Raw genomic sequence first — 21,259 nt, 5'->3', positions numbered from 1 at the left:
CTCGGGTGCCGTTCACCTCGGGCGCGTCCGAGGCGGACGCGCGTCCCCGCCCGTCCGCGGCTTCGCCGGCTACCCCGGTTCCTCGGGCTTGGCGGGTCTCTCGGTTCTCTCAGGCTTCTCGGGCCGCTCCAGTTCCTTCAGCGCGGCGCGCAGCCGGCCCTCGACGGGGACCGGCCTGCGGGTCCCCCGGTCGACGAAGACGTGCACGAAGCGCCCTTCGGCCACCACGGAGCGCCGGTCACTGCGGTAGAGCCCTACCCGGTAGTGGACCGAGGAGGTGCCCAGGCGGGCGACCGCCAACCCGACGGCCAGGACCTCGGGGAAGCCGATCTCGGCGGTGTAGGAGCACTGCGACTCCACGCACAGGCCGATGACCTCGCCGCCCCGGTAGTCCAGCCCGCCCTGCTCGATGAGCCAGGTGTTGATGGCGGTGTCCATGAACTCGTAGTGGACCGTGTTGTTCATGTGGCCATAGGCGTCGTTGTCGGCCCACCGCGTGGGGATCTCCGTCCAGTGGGCGTATTCCGGCGCGGCCCCGCCCGCAGCGCCGGTCCCCGCACCGGCGGCGTCGTCGGCAGTGTCCACCGGTCACCCCCGTCCAGCATCGCGACATACCGCATGGTATGTACCGTATCGCGTGCCCGCGGGCGACGTTCACGCGGGGAGTCGGCGGCGCCGGCGCGGTGCCCCCAGAAGGGCCGACGGGAGGAGGCGGCGAGGAGACCAAGCAAGGAGGGCGGAGGGCGGTCGAGCAGGGCGCCGGACGGCCGCTCTTGCGCGGCACTCGGCGTTGGGGTAGAAGGCGGTGTGTCGGCCGCGGGCCGGACGCCAACCCCGGCGGCCGGGCATCCGGCGCGCCGCTTGCGACGATGGACGGTGATGGCATGGCACACGGCCGGAGCGACCGCGGTGCGGCCGGGAGCGACGGCGCCGCGGGACTGCCGGACTGGGCCCGCGAGCCGGTCCTGCTCGGCTGCCACGGCGGCGCCGGGACCACCACGCTGCGCATCCTGCTGAGGACCCCGTGGGAGCTGGGGACCTACTCGGTGGAGCGCAGCGAGATCGACACGTTCGGCCGTCCGCTGGTCCTGGTCACCCGTGACAGCGTCGCGGCCGCCGCCCGCGCCGCCGAGGTCGCCGACCACGTGGCCGCGAGCGGGGCGGCGATCGCCGCTGTGGCCGTGGTCGCGGACGGCTCGGGCCCCGAGCCCCGTGCAGCCGCCGACCTGCTGAGCCGCGCCGGGCGGCACGCGAGTGCCCTCGTCCGCATTCCCTTCGTCGCGGGCCTGCGCCAGGTCGACGTCGCCGAAGCCGACCGCGTGCGGCTGCCGAAGAAGGCGCAGCAGGCGCTCGCCGAGATCACCGCCGCCTGCGACCGAGCCGCCGCCGCGACCCTCGCTCCTTAGCCGCAGACCCCGGAGAGCCGGCAACGCTCCGCCACTTCGGGGCGGTGGCGTGGGGGCGCTGCGCGTGCGGCGGGCCGGAAGGCTCACTCCTGAGAACCGCGGTCGGTGCACACCTCTTTCGAGGCGGCGGCGAGGTCGATGGACTGGACGGCCACCACTCGGAAGCAGTACTCGACATCCGGGTTGAGGCCGGTGATCTCGACACTGGTCTCGCCCGCCGGCACGCTCGCCATGCCGGAGTCCTCGCCAGCGCCGACCGGGCCGCCGACGACATGGTGCGTTGCCGCGCCGCCGGTGCTGTCCGCCCAGGAGAGGGCGACGCTGATCGTGCCGTCCCGGATCTCGACCGAGGTCGGGGCTATGTCGGCCGGGCCGGTCGCGTCGCCGCTCGGCTCGGTGCCGTCGGAGGCGTCCTGTGCGGCGTCCTCGGCGGCGTCGGCCGCCTCCGCGTCGTCGGCGGCCAAGGGACCGCCGCCTGCCGGCGGCGCGGACGGCTCCGGTGAGGCCTCGGCGGCCGCCGGCGGATGCCCGGAGGACGCCGGCGCGGACGGCAGCAGCGGAGAGGCCAGCCACGCCGCGCCGGCGACCACCGCAAGAAGGGCCGACGCCGCCAGCGCGTACAACGCGACCCGTCCCGCTCGCCGTCGCTTGCGGTTCCCGGAAACCGGCGGGAGGAGAGCATCGAGAGGCGGGCCGCCGGTGGAAGGGAGCTGCGGGGGGCCGATCGGCGGGCGCTGCCACGGCGGGACGCCCGGCGGCGTCCCGCCGGGTGCGGCGGCCGTCCCGCCGTCGAACGCATAGGGCGGCGGCACCGCACCCCGTGTGGCGGGTGCGACCCCGGGATCGAGCGCATAGGGCGGCTCGGGAACGGCGTCCAACCCGGTTACGGCGGCGTCGTCGGCGTCCCCGGAGGGTTCGGGGAGGCTGTGCCCGTCGGCCCCGGCGGCGGAGCCGGCGTGCCGCCGGGAGTCTTCGGCGCCGGACGCGTCTCGGTCCGGAGCGTCCGCCGCTGCGGAACGGGCGGGCCCGGGCCCCGGGCCCGCCGACCGCTCGTGCGGTAACAAAGCGGGTGACGAGGCGACCTCCGCCGCCGGTACGGGAGGCGGTAGCGGCTCCGGGAAGGGGAGGCCGGTGCCGGGCGGTCTTTCGCGCCGGTGCTCGCTGGAAGGGTCGTCGGTGGCCAGCAGGGGGTTTGCGGGGTGCTCCGGGGAACCGCGTGCGAAGTCGGGTGGGGCCGGGTCCGCGTGCGTGCCCGGCGCCCCGCTTCCGGCGGCGGGCGGTCCCTCGTGCCCGTGACCCTCAACGGGGGTTTCGGTGGCGTGCAGTGGGGCGTTGGAGGGGCGCTCCGGGGGCGGAGGTGCCCAGGGGCCGGTGTCGGTTCCGGACTGCGGCGGCAGGGCATCGGCGCCGGCCGGTCTTTCGCGCCGGTGCTCGCCCACGGGGCCTTCGGCCACGCCTAGCGCGGGAACCGCGGGGCGCTCCGGGGTCTGCGGTGTCCAGCCGTCGGCGCCGGGGTCGGCCTGGCCCCCGAGCCTGGTCGGCGGGGCCCCAATTCCGGCTTCGGGGGTCTTCTTGGGTCCGTGCTCGTCCACGGGGTTTTCGGCCGTGCCTGGCACGGGAACCGCGGGGTGCTCCGGGGAACCGCGTGCGGGGTCGGGTGGGGCCTGGTCCGCGTGTGCGGCGCCGGGGTGGGCTTGGTCCGCGGGCGCGTTCGGGGTCCGAGTTCCGGCGGGCGGTCCCTCGTGCTTGTGCTCACCGATGGGGGCTTCAGTGGCGTGTAGCGGGGGGCCGGAGTGGTGCTCCGGAGGCGGTGGTGCCCAGGGTCCGGTGTCGGGTCCGGACGGCGGCGGCAGGGTATCCGCGCTGGGGCCGGTGCCGCGCTCGGGCGTGTTCGGCGGCACGGATTCGGCGCCGGCCGGCTCCTGGTGTACCGCCGTGTCCCGGTGTGCGGGCGGCTCCGGGACGCCGGTGTCCCGGACGCCCGTGCCCGCGGCGGCCGCGGTCTGCTGGAGGCGGCGCCTGCCGGGGCTCAGCGCCGCCGGTGCTGTGCCGGGCGGCGGACGGTGGTCCGGTCGCGGGCCCGGGCGCCGGGTGGTGGGCAGCGGAGGAGGCGCTTCAGCGGGGTCCGCCGCGTCCTCGCCGCGCAGCAGCGACGCGAAGGCGGCCGCATCGCCCACCCGTTCCGCAGGGTCGGCGGCCAGCGCGCGGCGCAGAACGTCCTGGATCCGCTCCGGCACGTCCTCGCGCGGTACCCGCGGGGGAGCGGACCCGAGCACCCGCACGCGGTAGGAGGCCGCCGGAGCGCCTCGCTGCGCCTCCTCCGCTGCCTCCCCCGCGCCGTCGGCGAACGGCGGGTGCCCAGCCAGCAGCGTCCACACGGTGGAGGCGAGCCGGTACACGTCCGACGCCGGTCCCGGAAGCGCGCCGGCCAACTGCTCCGGCGGAACGTGCTCCACCGCCCCGTCGCGGTGGTGCGCCGGCGGGAAGGGGTGGTCGCGGGGCAGCGCCGAACCGAAGTCGATCAGCGCCGGGCCGAACCGCGCCCGCAGGATGTTCTCCGGCGCCACCGCATGGTGCAGCAGCCCGCGCGCGTGCACCGCCGCGAGCGCGCCGGCCACGGCGGTGCCCACCGCTACGGCCTCGGCGACCGCGACCGGCCCCTGCTCGGCCAGGATGCGCCGGTAGTCGCCGTCGGGGCAGTCCTCCATGACCGCGTACGGGCGGCCGTCGCCGGCCGTGCCGTGCTGGAGCAGCGAGTGGACGCCCCGGTTGGACGAATGCATCCGCCACAGCTCGATCTCATCGCGCTCCTCGCGGGGCCCGCGGGCGCGGGCGAACTTGACGACGACCCGGGTGCCGCCGGGGTTGCGCCTCGCGCGGTAGAGCACGGAGTCGTCGCCGCAGTACAGCGGCTGCGGCGCGAACACCCCGGGCACGTTCAGCACCGCGTCGCCTGCGCGGCTCGGCGCATCACCCACGGCGCACCTCCTGTCCTTCGCCGAACGGCCGTCGTCGGACGCGGGCCGAGGGCGCCGCCCTGCGATGCCGTGCTGTCCTCATCGGCGCCTCCAGAAAAGCGGTCGCGGGTCGACCCACCACAGCAGGCGGCGGCCCCGGCCCGCGCGGCGGCGCAGCGCGGCCGTGTAGGCGCGCACCTCCGCGGAGGCGGCGGCCGCCTCCGCCGCGCCGACCCGGTCGGCGCGCTCCTGGGGCGGCACGAAGGCCATCGCGTTCAGGGCCCGCCCCAGCGCCCACTCGCGCCTGCCGCCTCCGGGCGGCGGAAGCAGGCCGTCGGACCGTGCCAGCACGTCGGTGACGGTGTCGGCGGGGCGCGGTGCCGCGCCGGCCAGGCGCAGTCCGTCGCGCAGCTCCCACCACGCGCCCGCGAGCCTGCGCCGGGGGTCGCGCGCGCCGAGCCGGACCCCGCGCCGCACCCCCCGCAGGACGCCGGCGACCAGCGCCGCGAGCACCACGGCCGTCGCCGCGCCCGCGCCGCTGCGCCCGGCGAACTCCCAGGCGTAGGCGACGTCCAGCGGGGTGCCGGTGATCCGGAGGAACCCGCCCTCCTGCTGCGCGGCGCCCGCGCCCGCCTGCCCGCCGGAGCCGCCGCCCGCGCCCGCCTCGGATCCGGTGTCGGCGCCGTTGCGCTTGGGATCGCCCGGAGTGACGTCGAACGGCGCCCAGCCCACGCCCTTCAGGTAGACCTCGCCCCAGGCCACGGCGTCGCCGGAGCGGATCAGCCGGCTGTCGCCGCCGTCGATCGCGGTGCCCTTGCCGAAGCCGACGACCACGCGGCTCGGCAGTCCCGACGCCCGCGCCAGCAGCGCGAACGCGCTCGCGAACTGACCGGAGGTGCCGCCGCCGCCCTGCTCGTGCGGCGGCACCAGCAGTTCGGCGAGGTTGGCGTAGCCGTGCCCGCCGGGCGCCTCGGGTGCGAAACCGTAGTTGGCGCGCAGGTGGCCGGCCAGGCGGTTCGCGCGCTCGTAGGGCGTGCCGTCGCCATAGGCCTCGGCGATCCGCTCGATCTCCTCAGGGGCGCCCGCGGGAAGTTCCAGGTACTCCGCGAACTCCTCCCGGTCGGGCTCGCCGGCCTGCTTCAGGTCGGGCTCGCGGTACTCCGGCGCACTGCCCACCACCCGGTAGTGGAGCCCCGCGGCCGCGCCGCTGCGGGTGCGCAGTGTGGCCGACGCGGGCTCGAAGGCGACCGGGGTCCCCTCCACCCGCCGCGGCAGCCCGGCCGCCGGAAGCCAGTGCCCGGGCAGCTCCTCGACGTCGACGGTCACCCGCCGCGGCCGCCCCGGCGGAACCTCGTGCTCGGGCTCCGGCAGGACCTGCGAGGAGGCGCGGTAGCGGCCGGCGGGCAGCCAGGTGACGCCGTCGAAGCCGGACAGCGTGACCCACCGCAGCTCCGTCGGCTGATCGGAGGCGACGCGCAGCAGCCGCCGGCCGGGCTCGGCGGACCAGCCGGCGAGGTAGCTCAGCGGGCTCACCGCCGCGGTGTCCTCCTCGGGCGGCACGACCGCGGCGCGGGGGTCGGCCGGGCGGATCGGCGCGCCGTAAAGGGCCAGCGGTCCGACGTAGGCGGTCAGCCCGGCCACCAGCGCCAGCACCGCGCTCAGGCTCAGCGCCCGCGGCAGCGCGCCCGCGATGCGCCCGGACCGGGTGCGGCGGGCGGTGATCGGAGCCACCGCGGCGCCGGTGCCTGCGGGGCCGGCTCCGCCGCCCGGTCCCGGCGAGGAGTCGGCGGCGGCCGCCAGCAGCACCACCGCCGCCAGTGCGAACAGCGCCGCGGGGTAGTAGGCCGGCTTGATGTCGGGACCGTTGAGCACGGCGGCGCCCGCCAGCGCCACCAGCGGGCACAGCAGCGCCGTCAGCGGGGATCCGGCCCGCACCGCCAGAACCGAGGCGGCGCCCGCCAGCCACACGCCCAGGGCCGGCAGCGCCAGCGTGTCGGCGGCCACGGCCGTCGGCAGCGAGGTCGTCAGGATGCGGGCGCCGGAGTGGGCGACGGCGTCCACGGTTCCCCACCACAGGTCGTCGCGGGGCCCCGGTACCGCGGCCACCAGCACCGCCACGCCGCCGAAGGCGAGCGGAAGCCCGGCCGCCAAGGCGGCGACCGGACCCAGCCGGCTACGCAGCAGCGCCGTGACCAGCACGGCCGCCGCCGACCACCCGGCGAGCAGCGCGGCGACCGGCGCGGGCTGGACATAACCCGGCGCCACCGCGAGCCCCGGCGCGGCACCCGCCGCGACCAGCGCCGCCAGGACCACCGCCGCCCGCGCCGCCGCGGCCGCCCGGTTCACGCCGACCACCGCTCACCGTTCCAGCGTGCGGTCAGGTCGCGGGCGTCGCCGGCGTCGACCACCGTCACGCCGGGAACGGCGCCGAGCGGTCGGCCGTACCGGCGCAGCACGATCAGCACCAGCCGCGGGTACACCTCGCCCAGCCGCGCGAACATCCGCGCCTCGGCCGCCGTGATCGACGCGCTGACCAGCACCGCGGTGTCGCCGAAGGGGCGGTTGCGCAGCCGCCACAGCTCACGGGCGAGGTCGGCGCCCGGGTTCGGGTGCGCCTCGGCGAGCAGGTCGAGCATCGGCGCCAACCGACCGGTGCTCTCGACCGACCGTCCGCCCACCAGCCGCAGCTCGCAGGCCCACCGCCCCTCGACCGCCGCCGCCACGACCGAGGCCGCCGCGCTCGCGACCTCATCCAGGGCAGCGAGCTCGTCGCCGGCCGCGCCGCCGCGGTCGTCGGCCACGACGCTGATGCGCGTGTGGGAGGTGTCCAGGTGCTCGCGCACCATGAGCTTGCCCTGGCGTGCCGTGCTGCGCCAGTGGATGTGCCGCACGTCGTCGCCCGCTACGTAGTCGCGCAGGGTGTGGAAGCTGACGCTGCCCGCGCGCCCGCCGTCGAACACGCCCTGCGGGTCGTCGCTGCGGCCGACGGGCATCGCGCCCAGCGTCTCCCACCGGGGGTGCACCCAGATTCGGTCGGTCCCGCCGGAGACGCGCCGGGCAGCCGCCAGGCCCAGCGGGTCGCGCCGCCGCGACTCCAGCGGTCCCAGGTCGAGCACGCCGCGCCGCTCGGCCCGCAGCCGGTAGCCCGCCGGCCGGGGGTCGCCGGACCGGGTCGCGGGCAGTTCCACCGACCGCGCTCCGGTCGGGCCGGCGACCCGGTCGGCGAGCAGGTGCGCGCCCCGGCCGCGGCCGTCCTCGTCGGTGCCCAAGACGACCTCGACCTCGTCGCCCGGCGAGACCCGCGGTGTGGCGACCGAACGCCGCACCTGCATCGGACGCAGCCGGCCCACCAGGGCCACCGACACCAGGACAACGGCGAAGGGCACCGCGCCCAGCACCAGCAGCTCCCGGTAGCCGAACCCGGCGCCCGCGACGAGCAGGGCGGCGCCGCCGGCCAGCACCAGCCAACCGCGGGCGGTCGGCAGCACGGCGCCGCTCCCCGGCCGCTCCCGCGCGTCGCCGCCCGCCTCAGCCATCGGCCAGCCGCACGGCGTGGGGAGCGGGCGTGCGGTCGACGATCTCGCTGAGGACGTCGGCCGGGCTGCGCCCGCTGATCGCCGAGCCCGCGGCCGGCACCAGCCGGTGGGCCCACACGGGCACGGCCAGCGCCTTGACGTCCTCGGGCGTGGCGTAGTGGCGGCCTTCGGTGAGCACGTACATGCGCAGCGCGCGCATCAGCGCCGCCGTGGCGCGCGGGGAGACGCCGACGTGGATCTCGTCGTGCGCGCGGCTGGCGTGGGCCAGGTCCAGCGCGTAGCGGTACACGGCGTCGTGGATGTGTACCCGCGTGGCGGCAGCGGCCATGCGTGCGAGCTGTTCGCCGCCGACGACCGCCGTCAGCTCGTCGGTGCTCTTGAGCCGGTCCCCGCGCATGATGGCGAGCTCGGAGTCGGTGTCGGGATAGCCCAGGGACAGCCGGATCAAAAACCGGTCGAGCTGGGCCTCGGGCAGCCGGTAGGTGCCGTCCATCTCGACCGGGTTCTGCGTGGCGACCACGAGGAAGGGGCGCGGCACGGGGTAGCGCCGGCCGTCGACGGTGACCTGGCGCTCCTCCATCACCTCCAGCAGCGCCGACTGCGCCTTGGGCGAGGCGCGGTTGATCTCGTCGGCGACGACGACGTTGGCGAAGACCGGGCCGGGGTGGAACTGGAACTCGCGGGTGTCCTGGTTGAACACGGGGACGCCGGTGACGTCGGAGGGCAGCAGGTCGGGGGTGAACTGGATGCGGTGCCACTCCCCGTCGGTCGCCGCGGCGACCGCGCGCGCCAGCGTGGTCTTGCCGACGCCGGGCACGTCCTCCAGCAGCACGTGGCCCTCGCTGAGCATGGCGACGAGGGCGAGGCGGACCATGTCGGTCTTGCCGAGGACGGCCGAGCCCACTTCGGCGGCCAGCCGCCGGAAGGCCGCCGCGTGCTCGGCGGCCTCCGACCCGGTCAGCGTCGGGGCGGGGGAGTCGGCGCCGGACCGGGGGACGCTGTCGGGAGCGGTGCGGGGGGCCGAGGTCGTCATAGTGGAGTCTCCGCATCGTGCGGTCGGGTCGGGCGGTGCCGCGGTGCCGGGAGGCCGGGCGGTGCGGTACCGGGGCAGCGGGGGCTCCGTCGCGCCCGGTGCCGGCCGCGCGGCGGAGGCGTGTCTTCGGAGCGCAGGGCGGGCCGGGGCCTGTGCAGTCGGCCGGCGTCTGAGGAGAGCGCCGTTCGGCGCGTGCCCGTGCCGAGGCCGCCGCACGGCGGCGCCCCGGGGCGAGACGGTGCGCGGTGCCACGCCGGCGGAGCCCCGGCGGCCGATCGGAGCGGCCGCCGGGGCCGACCGGGCGCAGCGGGGCGGGGTGCCGCGCGGCGGCTCCGGTCGCCCGGCCCATGGCGGCGCCTCCTCCCTGTCGTGCTGCGGACAGTCGGGTTCGGGGGGGGCCAGGGGTGCGCCACGCCTGCGCGCTCGCCGCCCGCCCGGCGCCGCGGCTCGGTCCGGGCGGGCTCGGCGGAGCCTTGCGCAGGCGCCCCGTCCCCTCCCTTCGGTCACACGCGTCAGGACGCGGGCTCGGCATCGGCGTCCGGTGTGGTGTCGGAGGCGTCGTCCTGCTCCGGAGTTCCGCCGGGTCCCGTTCCGCCTGTTCCGCCGTCGGCGGGTGCCTCCGGCTGTTCGGACCCGTTCTGCGGTCCGCCGGTGCCCCCTTCGGGCGGGGCGTCGCCCGGGCCACCGCCGGAGCCGCCGCTCTCCGGCGGCACGTCGTCTCCGGGATCGGGGTCGGTCCCGGGATCGGTGACCGGGGGTTCGGGGTCTTGGGGGCCTTCGGGGGGCGGAGTGTCGCCGGGATCCGCGGGATCGGGGGTGTCGCCGCCGTCCTCGGGCTCCTCCGTACCGGTTCCGCCGCCGTCGCCGTCGTCTCCTCCTTCATCTCCGCCGTCGGGACCTCCGCCGGGAGCCGCGCCGCCGTCGTCCTCCTCCCCGGGGGCCTCGTCGTCTCCCTCGGCGGAGTCGTCGTCATCCCCGCTCTGGTCGCCGTCGCCGCCGTCGCCCTCGTGGTCCTCGTCGTTCTCGTCGTCCCCGGACTCCGGGGGTTCGGGGTCCTGGGGATCGAGGATGCCGCCGCCGGGCAGGTCGGGCAGACCGCCGTCGTCCGAGCCGTCCTCGGACTCCTCGTCATCGTCGTCCCCGCCGCCGGATCCGGGGCCCTCGCCGCCGTTTCCGCCGGGGGGCAGGTCGGGCAGGCCGCCCCCGCCCCCGCCGCCCTGCTCGCCCTGCTCCCCGCCCTGGCCGTCGCCCGGCGCCCATTCGCCGTCGGGCAGGTCGGGAACGTCCTGGGGCCGGGGCGGCTGTTCGGCGGACGGCTCCTCGTATCCGTCCTCGTGCTCCTCGGGACGCGCCTCCTCGCCGCGGCCGCCTTCGGGGCGGCCGGGAGGCTCGGGCAGGTCCTCGGGCGTGCTGGCATCGGGCAGGTCGGGCTGCTCGGGCACGTAGCCGCCGCCGTCGGGGCCCTCGACGTAGGGATCGGCGCTGTCGCCGCCCGGGCGCTCGCCCTGGTTCTCGGCGCCGCCCGGGCCGTCGGCCCGGGGATCGGTGTCGTACTTGCTCACCTTGCGCACACCGCCGTCGGAATCGACGACGAGGGCCGACTCCGACTCGGGCGCGTTGATGAACAGGTGCTCGTCGCGGACCTCCAGCTCCAGCGGGCTCTCGCCGGCGTCCGGCACGCGGATGGTGGTGCGCTGCCGCCCGTCGCTGGAGAACCTGCGGACCAGGCCCTCCTCGGAGTAGGGCACGTAGACGTCGCCGGCGAAGGGCACCGCGGCGTCGGGGCGGGTGCCGTGCACGGTGAACGTCCGCACCCGCGGGTCGTCGGGCAGGCCTTCGACCGCGACCACGGACGAGGTGTCGGGGACCGTGACCGCGGCGAGTCCGCCCTCGGTGCGGTCGGTGACCTCGGCGCCGCTCACGCCGACCGGCGACTCCACCGTGTCGGCCGACCCGCCGGTCACCACGCTGAGCTCGTCGGAGTCGGTGTTCACCGCCAGTGCGCCGGAGTCGAGCACGGTGATCGCGAGGTCGTCGCCGGGATCGCCCACGGGCACGCTCTCGACGACCTCCGGCTGTTCGGAGCGGGTGTCGATGCCCACGACGGTGCCCTGCGACGGGGAGGCCACCCACAGCACGCCCTCGGCGTCGAACTGCCCGCCGACCAGGCGGCCGCCCAGGCGCAGCGGTTCGCCCGCGGGCCGCAGGGTCTCGGGGTCGACGCGGCGGACCTCGCCGCGCTCCTCGGCGATGATGACCGCGGCGCCGCGGCCCAGGACGAAGCGGTTGTCGTCGGCCGAGCCGATCCCGGACTCACCGGTGAACTCCATGCGCGCCAGGTTCACCGAGGTCAGCGAGCCGGCTTCGAGGTCGTGCAGCACCAGGTGCCGGTTGTTCTGCGCCAGGCGCACCGGATGGTCCTCGGCGCCGTCGACGGAGTGGACCAGGTCGACCCGGCCGTTGTTGGCGTTGACGCGGATGACCTCGCCGGTGACCGCGCTCCACAGCCAGGTGGAGCCGTCCGAGAGGTCGTCGAGGCGGCTGAAGGCGCCGACACCGAACACCGCGCTGCCGACGAGCGCGGTGGCCAGGCCCGCGACGGCCGCGCCCGCTGCGGGTCGGCCGAAGCGTGTGCGCGGGGAGCCGTGCTGGTGGCGCAAGGGGGTCTCCTGTCCATTCCTCCGGGGGTGAAGAACGCGGGGCCATGCCCTGCGGCGGCGCCGCCGCTGCCCGAAGTGTCCGCCGGACCGGGGAGGGGCACCGGTCGGCCGTGCTGTGAGCAGCGGAGACATCTGGTCGATGCGGTTGCGCTCGTGCCGCCCGCCACTACTCTCAGCTATGGAGCTGCGTCGCCTCGTTCGGGAATACGAATTCTCGGACCTACCGCTCCAGGAACTTTACTCGGATCCCCACCGTGAAAAAAGGCGATCCCGGGGTTGTGGATTTCCGAGTGGCGGCCCCCGCGCGAGGCTTCTCCCTGCCGCCGCGGCGCGGGCTCACGCCCGCCGGCAACGCGCGCTCGGCGGTGCGCCGGGCGCGCACGCACGCCGGGCGCGGCGGGGCTCCCCGCCGTTCTCGGGGCCCGGCCGCAGGCGCCCGGAGATTCCGAACGCAAATCGCAGGAATCCCCCGGTCAAGGCGGCGCATTCCGCGCACGCGCCGGCCGCCGCGCGTCGGCGGACGCATGCCGGTCCGATCGCGCCGGGCCGACTGTTCGCCGCCGGGAATTCATCCCGGCGTCGGCGCCCGGATTCTCCGGGATGCCCGATGGGCCGCCGCGGAATCGCGCTACGGCGAAACCCTTGATCCAGGCCGCCACCCATAAGGCAGTATCGGACCATGAAGATCCTCTGGGTGTTCGCCCACCCCGAACGGCGCTCCCTCAACGGTTCCCTGATGGACGAGGGGCTGGACGAGCTGGAGGCGCTCGGCCACGAACACCGCGTCTCCGATCTCTACGGGATGGACTTCAAGCCCGTCGTCGACCCCGCCGACTTCCGCGGGGTCGGCGGCGCGGGCTGCGACCGGCTGTTCGTCGGGGACGCCCAGGAGCGCGCCTACCAGGAGCAGCGGCTCGGCGCCGACGTGCGCGGCGAGCAGGAGAAGATCGAGTGGGCCGACGTCCTGGTCTTCCACTTCCCGCTGTGGTGGTTCGGCCCGCCCGCGATCCTCAAGGGCTGGTTCGACCGCGTGCTCGTGCAGGGCTTCGCATTCGGGCTGAAGGACGACCGGGGGCGCACCAGGCGCTACGGCGACGGCGGGCTGGTCGGCAAGCGCGCTCTGATCGTCACCTCCGTGGGCGCGCGCGAGTCCGGGTTCGGTGCCCGGGGCGTGCACGGCCAGGTCGACGAGGTGCTGTTCCCCCTGCTGCACGGCACATTCTGGTACACCGGCGCGGCAGCGCTGCCGCCGTTCGTCGTCTACGGCGCCGACCGCGCCGACAACGAGGCGTTCGCCGCCAACGCGGCGCAGCTGCGCAAGCGCCTCGCCGAGCTGGACACCGCCGAACCCATCGCCTACCGGCACGAGAACAGCGCCGACTACGACGACGACCTCGTGCTCAGCCCGGACACGGCGCCCGGCCGAACCGGCCTGAGCGCGCACCGGGCCGATTTCGGCCCCGACGGGCGGCCGCCCGCCGCCGAGTCCAAGGACGGCACCGGTCCGCGGGTCCCGGGCCGCCCCTCTGCGTGAGACGCCCGGACCGCGGCGGTGCGGGCCCGCCGTCCCCGGCTCCCGCACGGGCGGCGGCCGACGCGGGCCGGATGCTCCTATGGATGTCAAGCGGCTTGCGTGAGGTCGTGTAGGGCGGTTGGGCCTGCGGTGTCGGCATCTCGATCCGGCTTTGTCAGGACCCGGTAGACCTCGCGTGCGGTGGCTCTCCGCACGGACCGACATATCCGGTAATGGACAGTCCATCGGCGTCGGTCAGTCCGTGAGTCAGATCCAGCGGAGAAGCCACTACACATCCTCACTGTCAGTCCTCGGCGCGCAGCACCTGGCGGAAGAAGGTGCGGTAGCTCCGCATGGTCGTGCGCAGGTCCTCGGTGTCGGGTTCGGCTCCCTCGGCCCAGCGCCCCTCCAGCGTGCGCTTGTGCGCCGCCAGCCGCTCCTGCAGTGTGCGCAGCACCTCGCCGACGAGCTCGTCGGCGGTGCCTACGGCTGCGCGCGGGTCGTCGACGAAGTCGCTCTGCGCGTCGCGCCACCGCTGCTGGAGGCGGCGGGCCTCCTCGCCGGAGAACAGCTCGGCGCCCCGCTCGTCGGTGTCGGCGCCGCTCCGGGACGGCCGTCCGTCAGCGGAGGGGCGGGCCGACTGGGCGGGCGCGGCCGACCCGGCGGGTGCCGGGGCCCCGGACGCGCCGGCCTCCGCGGGCTTCGACGCGGCGGGTGCCGCCCCTTCGGCGGGGGCCGCGGGCGCCTTCGCCTGCTCGGTGTCCGTACCCGATCCGGCGGTCTCGGCGGCCTGGGCCGGCGCGGCCCCCTGCCGCCGCCTGGCGGCCGAACCCGCCCGCACACCCACGAAGGCCTTGGCGGGGGTCTTCGGCGGATGCGCCGCCGACTCGGACCCGGAGGCCCCGCTCCCGGCGGAGGACGGCTGTGCGCCCGCCGAGGCGCCGGCCCTGCCGTCGCCTCCGGACCGCGCAGCGCCGCCGGCCGCCGCCCTGTCCTGCCCGCGATCCCCCTCGCGGCCGGAGCCCGACCCGGTACCGGCCCCTGCCGCGGCGGCGCCGGAATCCTCCGGTTCCTGCCGGCCGCGCTCGGCGCCGGGGTCCGCCGCGGCCTCGTTCTTGCGCTTGAGCGGGTTGTCCATCTCCGGAACTCCCTTCGGCCGGGCGCGGGCGCACCCGGAGCGGCTGGCGGTCAGGGGTCAGCGGGCGGCGGGATCGCCGGGGTCGGCGGTGTCGGAACCGGCGGAACCGGCGGAGGCCGTGGAGCCGTCGCCGAGCAGCTCGTGGAACAGAGCGCGGAAGTGCACCATCGCCGATCGCAGGTCCTCGGTCGACGCTTCGCCGGCCGCGCTGCGCTCGCTCGCGGCGCGCGCCCGGCGGTAGCGGTCGACGGTGCCGCCGTGCTCGACGGAGAGGTCGGCGATGCGGCGGTCGTCGTCGCCGGAGGGGTATCCGCGCTCGGTCATCAGCCGGTCGACCAGGCCGTGCGCCTGGCGGACGGCGTCCTCCGGCGAGTCGACGAACCGCTCCTGCACGCTGTCCCAGTCCGCCTCGAACCTGCGGCGCGCGCCTTCGGAGAGGGGCCGCAGGCCGAGCTCGGCGTGGCGCCGCTCGCGTTCGGTCAGCTCGCGCTCCGCGGCGCGGCGGTCGCCGTGCTCCTGCACGGCACGCTCGTACTCGGGGCCGAAGCGCGAGCGCAGCCGCCTGCTGCGCTGCCACGGCACGGCGAGGACCGCCGCGGCCGCGATCAGTACGAGGACCACGACGATCGTGATCACCAGGCCGGTGTCCATGCCGATCGGCCTCCTCGATGCCGTCCGTACCCCGCCCGCCGCGGGCCGGGTTGGCCTTCGACCGAGGGCTACCCCGCCATTGCCGGGTAAATCGCGGACAATGGGCCGGTCACGGGGCCGATGCGGGCCGCGAACGCTCCGGCCTGGGGCGATGCGGTGGCCGCGACGGCGATGTCGCGCCGCGGTAAGGGTCCGCCGCGGGCCCGCTCCGCCGTTCGGACGGGCCGTCGAGGCGCGAACGCCGGTCCGTAATGGGCCTGCGGCGTTCGCAGGAGCGTCCGCCGGACGCGCCGGACCGGCCGGACCGGTTGAACCGTCCGGTCTCGGCGCGCTCGGAGCCGCCGCGGTGCGGGAGAGGACGAAGCGCCCCTTCCCGGGCCGCCGGAGCGGCGCGGGAAGGGGCGCGGTCGGGCGGGCGCGGTTGCGCGACGGCGCACGGCGGCGTCGCGGCCGCGTCACGGGCCTCCGGGATCCACCATGTCGCGGGGCAGGGGGGCGTGGGGGCCGGAGGCGTTCGGACCCGCGTCAGCGGGGCCCGGGCTCAGAGCCTGTGGACGTAGGCGAGGCCGTTCCTCTGGGCCGCGTCGGCCAGGTCGTCGGCCGAGACCGTGTGGTGGCCGCCGTAGCCACCGAGCCACGGGTCCCAGATGGTGAACGTGTCCTTCTCCTTGTCGTAGCCGCGAACCGAGACCACGTGGCCGAAGTTCTCGTCGGCACCGATCCAGGACGCCTCCGCGCCCCACACGCCGAGCGGGATGGCCTTGTGCAGCACGCCGACGTCGTAGGACACGGCGTCCATGAGCGCTTCGGGGTCCTGGGCGGTGGACCAGGACATCTCGTAGCCCTCGTCCTCCAGATAGGAGTCGTAGACGCGCTCCATGTCGGCGCCGGAGGTACCGACCGAGTCGGTGCCCATCTTGTCGGCGAGCGTGTCCTGGGTGACGTACACCCCGAAGGTGCGCAGGCTGAGCTGCACACTCGCCGGAGCGCACCAGGAGGGCTCCTTCTGCTCCCAGGCCTTGTGCTTGACCTCGTAGCGGACGGGGGCCTCGGCCAGGGGCGACGCTGTGGGAGCGGGGGCCTGGGACGTGCCGACGACCGTGGAACCGGGAGAGGGCGCGGTAGCGGGCTCGGCCGCGGCGGGAGCAGCCCCGGCGATGAGGACGCCGGCGGCGCCCAGCGCGCCGACGGCCAGACGGAAACCGTGCATGTGACCTCCAGACGGGCGCGCGGCGGTCGAGGCGACCGTCAGCGCGCCTGCGGCAGAACGGAACCGGAGGACCGTACCGTCCGCCCAGCGGGGCTTCGATCGCGGGGGTGCGCCGGGAACCGGCGGCCGTTCGGGCGCGTCGCAGGCCCGGCGGAGGCTGTGCGCGACCGCCGGGCGGCGGCGGGCGTCAGACGTGCGCCGGCGCCCGGCGGCTGGCCGCTCAGACCCGCTCCCGCCGCCTGCTCAGGTAGTTCTGCGCCAGCACCACCACGATCAGGAACGACCCGCTGACCACCTGCTGGTAGGCTGAGCTCAGCCCGCCGATCCCGTTGATGATGTTCTGGATGACGTTCAGCAGCAGCACGCCCACCAGCGAGCCCGACACGAAGCCGTAGCCGCCGGCCAGCAGGGTGCCGCCGATGACCACCGCCGAGATGGCGTCCAGCTCGATGCCGATACCGAAGATGGTCACGCCCGAACCCAGCCACACCGCGTTCAGCGCACCGGCCAGCCCGGCGAGCAGACCGGAGAGCGTGTAGGCGGTGATCTTGGTGCGCGCCACCGGCACGCCCATCAGCGCGGCCGCGTCCTCGTTGCCGCCGACGGCGTAGATGTTCTGGCCCCATCCGGTGCGGCGCAGGGCCACCCCGCCGACGGCGAACAGCACCACCACCAGCAGCACCGGGTAGCCGATGCCCAAGAAGCGGTCCTGGACCATCGGCGTGATGGCGAGCCCGTCGGGCACCACGTAGGTCTCGGTGCCCTCGTCGGAGACGGCCAGCATCAGTCCCCAGGCACCCAGCATCGTCGCCAGCGTGACGATGAAGGGCGCCAGCCGCGCCTTGGCGATGAGCACCCCGTTGAGCGCGCCGATCAGCGCGCACACCGCCAGCGGAAGGGCGAGCGCGGCCAGGCTGCCGTACTGCGACGCCCACGCGGCCAGCACCCCCGCCAGCGCGAACACGGTGCCCACCGACAGGTCGATGCCGCCCGTGACGATCACGAACGTCATGCCCAGCGCGATGATGGCGGGGAACGCCGCGCCGACGGCGATGTGGTTGAGGTTGCCCAGGCTGAAGAAGCCGTCGATCGTCAGTGCCGCGACGGCCAGCACGGCCACTAGGACCACCAGCGCGCCGTGCCGCTGGACGAACTCGGCGGCCGAGCCGCCGCCCCGCCCGGAGCCGAACACCGGGCGTCCTCCGCCGCTGCCGCTGCCGCTGCCGCTGCCGCCGCTGCCGCCGGGCCCGCCCGGGAGGCCGGTGCCGGGCGCGGCCGTGCTTTTCACCGTGGTCATTTCCTCCCACGCTCCCTCGCCACGTAGACCGCCGCGATGATCACCGCGGTCTGAGCGATCTGCGTCCACGACGGCGGCAGGTCGTGCTTGATCAGGGTCGAGACGAGCAGCTGCATCAGCACCGCGCCCGCTACCGTGCCGGCGATGCGCACACGCCCGCCCTGCAGCGGGGTGCCGCCGACGACCACGGCCGTGATCGCCGACAGCTCGATCAGCCGGCCGATGGAGTTGGGGTCGCTGGCCTGGAGCCGCGCCGTGGCCAGCACGCCCGCGACGGCCGCGAAGAGCCCGCAGAGCACGTACACGGCCAGCAGCGTGCGCCGCACCGGCAGCCCGGAGAGCTCGCCCGCCCGGCGGTTGCCGCCGATGGCCACGATCCGGCGGCCGAAGACGGTGCGCCGCACCACGAACACGACGACCGCCACGAGCACCGCCGAGATCCACACCAGGTAGGGCACGCCGAACGCGTCGCCCGCGCCCAGCTCGCGGATAGCGGGGTTGCGGATGCCGTCGAGCTGGGGCAGCAGCACCAGCGACAATCCGCGGCCGCCGATCATCATCGCCAGCGTGGCGACGATGGCCTGCACTCCGGCGAAGGCCACCAGAGCGCCGTTGACCGCGCCCGCCGCGGCCCCCGCTACCAGGGCCACCAGCACGGCGACGACGGGGCCGTAGCCCAGGTACAGCGAGATCATCGCCGCCGCCAGCGCCATCACCGACCCCACCGACAGGTCGATGCCGCCGGTGGCGATCACCAGCGCCATCCCCAGCGAGAGGATGAGCACCGGGGTGACCTGCACCGCCTGGGTGCGGAAGTTCTCCAGGGACAGGAAGTGCGGGGTGAGGGCGATGTTGAACACCAGCAGCGCCGCCACGCCGATGTAGACGCCGTACTCCTGCAGCCAGGGGACGACCCGCGTGCGGTCGATGCGCACAGCGGGCATGCCGATCGCGGTCATCGGGCACCCTCCCTTCCCGGCGTCGTGTCGCCTGCGGCCGCGCCCGCCCGCGGGCCGGCGCGGTCGGCACCGCCCTCGTGCTCCTCCGGGCCGCCGGGCCCGCCGGCGCCTTCGGCCGCGGCCCCGCCTGCGTCCCCGCGGCCGCCGCGGTCGGCGTCCGCGTCGGCGGTGTCGGCGTCGGCGTCGGCGATGGCCCGCATCAGCGCGCCCTCGCTGACCTCGTCGCCGCTCAGCTCGCCCACGACGGAGCCGTCCTTGAGCACCACCACCCGGTCGGCGCCCTCGATCAGCTCCTCCAGGTCCGAGGAGATCAGCAGGACCCCGAGCCCTTCGGTCGCGAGCTCGTCGACCAGGCGCTGCACCTCCGCCTTCGCGCCGACGTCGATACCGCGGGTGGGCTCGTCGAGCAGCAGCACCCGGGGGTTGAGCGCCAGCCAGCGCGCCAGCAGCACCTTCTGCTGGTTGCCGCCGGACAGTTCGGCGACCTTCTGCCGGGTGCCGGCCGACTTGATGCGCAGCCGCTCGACGAACACGTCCACCACCCGGTCGATCCGCCGCTCGGAGACCAGCCCGAACCGGGACAGCCGCGGCATCGCCGCCAGCGCGATGTTCTCCCGCACCGACAGCTCGGGGATGATGCCCTCGCTCTTGCGGTCCTCGGGCAGCATGCTGATACCGGCGGCGATCGCCGCGCCCGTCGACCGGCGGCGCAGCGGGACGCCCGCCACGGTGATCCGGCCCGACCGCAGCGCCGCCGCCCCGGCGATCGCGCGGGCGGTCTCGGTGCGGCCCGAGCCCAGCAGCCCGCCCAGCCCCAGCACCTCGCCGGGGCGGATCGCCAGGGAGACGCCGTGCAGCCGATGCCGGTCGTCCAGCTCCTCGGCGACCAGCACCGGCTCCCCGGCGCGCCGCTCGTGCGGTCCGCCGAAGGTGGTGGCGCCCTGCCGCTCGACCTGCTCGGCCTCCCGCCCGAGCATGAGCGAGATGAGCCGCAGGCGCTCCAGGCCGGCCAGCTCCCCGGTGTGGACCACCCGGCCGTCGCGCAGGACGGTGACGCGGTCGCAGATCCGGTACAGCTCGTCCAGCCGGTGGCTGACGTAGACCACCGTGATGCCCCGCTCACGCAGTCCGCCGATCACCGTGAACAGCGTCTCGACCTCGCGCGGCTCCAGGGAGGACGTCGGCTCGTCCATGATCACCACGCGGGCGTCGGCGACGACCGCGCGGGCGAGCGCGACCATCTGCCGCGCGCCCATGGACAGCCCCTGCAGGGGCCGCGTCACGTCGACCTCGACCCCGTAGTCGCGCAGGATGCCGGCCGCCTCGCGGTGCATGCGCGCGAAGTCGATCAGCCCGAAGCGCCGCGGCTCGCGCCCCAGGAACAGGTTGCGCGCCACGCTGAGCAGCGGGATCAGGTTCACCTCCTGGTAGATGGTGGAGATCCCGGCCTGCTGGGCGCGCAGCGGCGTGTCGAACCGGGCCGCCTCCCCGAGGTAGCGCACCTCTCCGCCGTCGGGGGCGTAGACGCCGGTGAGGACCTTGATCAGGGTGGACTTGCCGGCCCCGTTCTCGCCGACCAGGGCGTGCACCTCGCCGTGGGAGAGGTCGAAGTCGACGTCGTCGAGGGCCAGCACCCCGGGGAACCGCTTGGTGAGTCCGCGGGTCCGCAGGACGGGACCGGCGGCGCCGGACCCGCCCTGCTCTGCGGTAGCGGTCATCGCCACCGTCTCCTCCTCATGTGCTCCGTCGCCGGCGGGGCCTGCCGTGCCGCGGACACCGGTCCGGGACTAGTACGCATTGGGCAGCTCTTCCTCGGCGTTCTCGGCGTCGTACTCCCGGTCGGAGATGATCAGCTCGACCGGGACCTCCTCACCCTTGCCGAAGGACTCGTGGGCGTCGAAGGCCAGCGGGCCGAAGCGCGGGTTGGACTCGACGACGCCGTGGATCCAGCCGTCGATGATGAGCTGCACGGCCTCCTCGGTGCCGTCGACCGTGACGATCTCGACGTCGCCGGGCTGCTTGCCGGCGCCGCGCAGCGCGGTGACCGCGCCGATGCCCATCTCGTCGTTCTCGGCGTAGATCCCGTCGATGTCGGGGTTGGACTGGATGAGCTGCTCGGTGACCGACTGGCCGCCCTCGCGGGTGAACTCGCCGGTCTGCTCGAAGACGATCTCGATGTCCGGCGCCTTCTCCTCGACGCGCTCCTTGAAGCCCTTGGTGCGCTCGGTGGTGACGTTGTTGCCGGCGGCGCCCAGCAGGATGGCCACCTTGCCCTTGCCGCCCAGCGCCTCGATCATCTGGTCGGCCGCGCGCCGGCCCTGCTCCACGAAGTCCGACCCGATGAAGGTGACGTAGTCGTTGCAGGCGTCGCCGTTGATCTGGCGGTCGATGGTGACGATGGGCACCTGCTTGCGCTCGGCCTCGGCCAGCACCGGCTCCCAGCCGTCGGAGTTGAGCGGGGCGATGATCAGCACCTCGGCGCCCTGCGACATGAGGTCCTGCACGTCGCTGATCTGCTGGGCGAAGTCGGACTGGGCGTTGGCGGTGATCAGCTCGACGCCGCGCTTCTCGGCCTCCTTCTTGATGGAGGCGGTCTCGGTGATGCGGAACGGGTTCGACTCCGCCTCGGACTGGGAGAACCCGACCTTCATGTCCTTGAGGTCGAACTCGTCGATGCCGGCCTGCTCGGCGGAGCAGGTCTCGTCGCTGCCCGCGGCCTCGTCGAGCACCTGGGCCTGGGCGGCCGCGTCGCCGCCGTCCTGGCCGCCCGCGGCCTCGTCCTCGCCGCGTGCGCAGGACGTGGCCAGCAGTGTCAGCGCTGTGCAGGTGACCGCGGTGAAGACCGTAGCCGTGCGGCGCGGGGAGCGCCCGGCGCGGTCGGAGGGGTCGGTTGCCATTT

At 75.5% G+C, this 21,259-nt stretch carries 15 protein-coding genes; 2 read left to right on the top strand and 13 right to left on the bottom strand.

The window, feature by feature from the left end:
- Positions 1–69 precede the first annotated feature (69 nt).
- On the bottom strand, positions 70–585 hold the full coding sequence (locus ABD284_RS04135) for an acyl-CoA thioesterase (protein WP_344141009.1): 516 nt from the start codon (positions 583–585) through the stop codon (positions 70–72).
- Between the two features lie 299 nt (positions 586–884).
- Between ABD284_RS04135 and ABD284_RS04130 the strand changes: the two genes are divergently transcribed.
- A complete protein-coding gene (locus ABD284_RS04130; RefSeq protein ID WP_344141007.1) occupies positions 885–1,406 on the top strand; it encodes a hypothetical protein in 522 nt (173 codons plus the stop codon).
- Positions 1,407–1,489: 83 nt separating this feature from the next.
- On the opposite strand, the gene ABD284_RS04125 is transcribed toward ABD284_RS04130, so the two are convergent.
- From ABD284_RS04125 to ABD284_RS04105, 5 genes are all read right to left on the bottom strand, one after another.
- Positions 1,490–4,384, bottom strand: a complete 2,895-nt coding sequence (locus ABD284_RS04125; protein ID WP_344141006.1) for a protein kinase domain-containing protein — start codon at positions 4,382–4,384, stop codon at positions 1,490–1,492.
- A 78-nt stretch (positions 4,385–4,462) separates the two neighbouring features.
- Positions 4,463–6,718 carry a transglutaminase TgpA family protein gene (locus ABD284_RS04120; RefSeq protein ID WP_344141005.1) on the bottom strand — a complete coding sequence of 752 codons (2,256 nt, stop codon included), beginning with the start codon at positions 6,716–6,718 and terminating at the stop codon, positions 4,463–4,465.
- Positions 6,706–7,851: a DUF58 domain-containing protein gene (locus ABD284_RS04115; RefSeq protein ID WP_344141004.1), complete on the bottom strand. Its 1,146-nt coding sequence runs from the start codon at positions 7,849–7,851 to the stop codon at positions 6,706–6,708. The genes ABD284_RS04120 and ABD284_RS04115 overlap by 13 nt, the downstream gene beginning before the upstream one ends.
- A gap of 40 nt (positions 7,852–7,891) precedes the next feature.
- Positions 7,892–8,932, bottom strand: coding sequence for an AAA family ATPase (locus ABD284_RS04110; protein ID WP_344141003.1), 1,041 nt, complete (start codon positions 8,930–8,932; stop codon positions 7,892–7,894).
- 512 nt (positions 8,933–9,444) lie between these two features.
- Entirely contained in the window at positions 9,445–11,592 is a 2,148-nt protein-coding gene (locus ABD284_RS04105; protein WP_344141001.1) for a hypothetical protein, read from the bottom strand.
- A gap of 679 nt (positions 11,593–12,271) precedes the next feature.
- Between ABD284_RS04105 and ABD284_RS04100 the strand changes: the two genes are divergently transcribed.
- Positions 12,272–13,126 (top strand): NAD(P)H-dependent oxidoreductase, encoded by an 855-nt coding sequence (locus tag ABD284_RS04100; RefSeq protein WP_344141000.1) that lies wholly within the window; start codon positions 12,272–12,274, stop codon positions 13,124–13,126.
- A 283-nt stretch (positions 13,127–13,409) separates the two neighbouring features.
- Here ABD284_RS04100 and ABD284_RS04095 read toward each other — a convergent pair whose 3' ends face one another.
- From ABD284_RS04095 to ABD284_RS04065, 7 genes are all read right to left on the bottom strand, one after another.
- Positions 13,410–14,243: a hypothetical protein gene (locus tag ABD284_RS04095; protein ID WP_344140998.1), complete on the bottom strand. Its 834-nt coding sequence runs from the start codon at positions 14,241–14,243 to the stop codon at positions 13,410–13,412.
- 57 nt (positions 14,244–14,300) lie between these two features.
- Positions 14,301–14,894, bottom strand: coding sequence for a hypothetical protein (locus ABD284_RS04090; RefSeq protein WP_344140997.1), 594 nt, complete (start codon positions 14,892–14,894; stop codon positions 14,301–14,303).
- A 541-nt stretch (positions 14,895–15,435) separates the two neighbouring features.
- Positions 15,436–16,104 (bottom strand): C39 family peptidase, encoded by a 669-nt coding sequence (locus ABD284_RS04085; RefSeq protein ID WP_344140996.1) that lies wholly within the window; start codon positions 16,102–16,104, stop codon positions 15,436–15,438.
- Positions 16,105–16,324: 220 nt separating this feature from the next.
- Positions 16,325–17,401 (bottom strand): ABC transporter permease, encoded by a 1,077-nt coding sequence (locus ABD284_RS04080; protein WP_344140995.1) that lies wholly within the window; start codon positions 17,399–17,401, stop codon positions 16,325–16,327.
- A complete protein-coding gene (locus ABD284_RS04075) occupies positions 17,398–18,360 on the bottom strand; it encodes an ABC transporter permease (protein WP_344140994.1) in 963 nt (320 codons plus the stop codon). The genes ABD284_RS04080 and ABD284_RS04075 overlap by 4 nt, the downstream gene beginning before the upstream one ends.
- Complete coding sequence (locus ABD284_RS04070) at positions 18,357–20,078, bottom strand: sugar ABC transporter ATP-binding protein (RefSeq protein WP_344140993.1); 1,722 nt, start codon at positions 20,076–20,078, stop codon at positions 18,357–18,359. The genes ABD284_RS04075 and ABD284_RS04070 overlap by 4 nt, the downstream gene beginning before the upstream one ends.
- 69 nt (positions 20,079–20,147) lie before the next feature.
- On the bottom strand, positions 20,148–21,257 hold the full coding sequence (locus ABD284_RS04065; RefSeq protein WP_344140991.1) for an ABC transporter substrate-binding protein: 1,110 nt from the start codon (positions 21,255–21,257) through the stop codon (positions 20,148–20,150).
- Between the last annotated feature and the right edge of the window lie 2 nt (positions 21,258–21,259).

It is taken from the genome of Streptomonospora arabica, assembly GCF_039531585.1.
Taxonomy (GTDB): domain Bacteria; phylum Actinomycetota; class Actinomycetes; order Streptosporangiales; family Streptosporangiaceae; genus Streptomonospora; species Streptomonospora halophila.
Note: the sequence above shows the minus strand (reverse complement) of the source record. Positions and strands in the feature narration are given on the sequence as shown.

Coding starts and splice junctions, on each gene's coding strand:
- ABD284_RS04110 (WP_344141003.1), bottom strand. CDS start 8,932: ATGACGACCTCGGCCCCCCGCACCGCTCCCGACAGCGTCCCCCGGTCC.
- ABD284_RS04065 (WP_344140991.1), bottom strand. CDS start 21,257: ATGGCAACCGACCCCTCCGACCGCGCCGGGCGCTCCCCGCGCCGCACG.
- ABD284_RS04080 (WP_344140995.1), bottom strand. CDS start 17,401: ATGACCACGGTGAAAAGCACGGCCGCGCCCGGCACCGGCCTCCCGGGC.
- ABD284_RS04100 (WP_344141000.1), top strand. CDS start 12,272: ATGAAGATCCTCTGGGTGTTCGCCCACCCCGAACGGCGCTCCCTCAAC.
- ABD284_RS04085 (WP_344140996.1), bottom strand. CDS start 16,104: ATGCACGGTTTCCGTCTGGCCGTCGGCGCGCTGGGCGCCGCCGGCGTC.
- ABD284_RS04090 (WP_344140997.1), bottom strand. CDS start 14,894: ATGGACACCGGCCTGGTGATCACGATCGTCGTGGTCCTCGTACTGATC.
- ABD284_RS04070 (WP_344140993.1), bottom strand. CDS start 20,078: ATGACCGCTACCGCAGAGCAGGGCGGGTCCGGCGCCGCCGGTCCCGTC.
- ABD284_RS04095 (WP_344140998.1), bottom strand. CDS start 14,243: ATGGACAACCCGCTCAAGCGCAAGAACGAGGCCGCGGCGGACCCCGGC.
- ABD284_RS04130 (WP_344141007.1), top strand. CDS start 885: ATGGCACACGGCCGGAGCGACCGCGGTGCGGCCGGGAGCGACGGCGCC.
- ABD284_RS04075 (WP_344140994.1), bottom strand. CDS start 18,360: ATGACCGCGATCGGCATGCCCGCTGTGCGCATCGACCGCACGCGGGTC.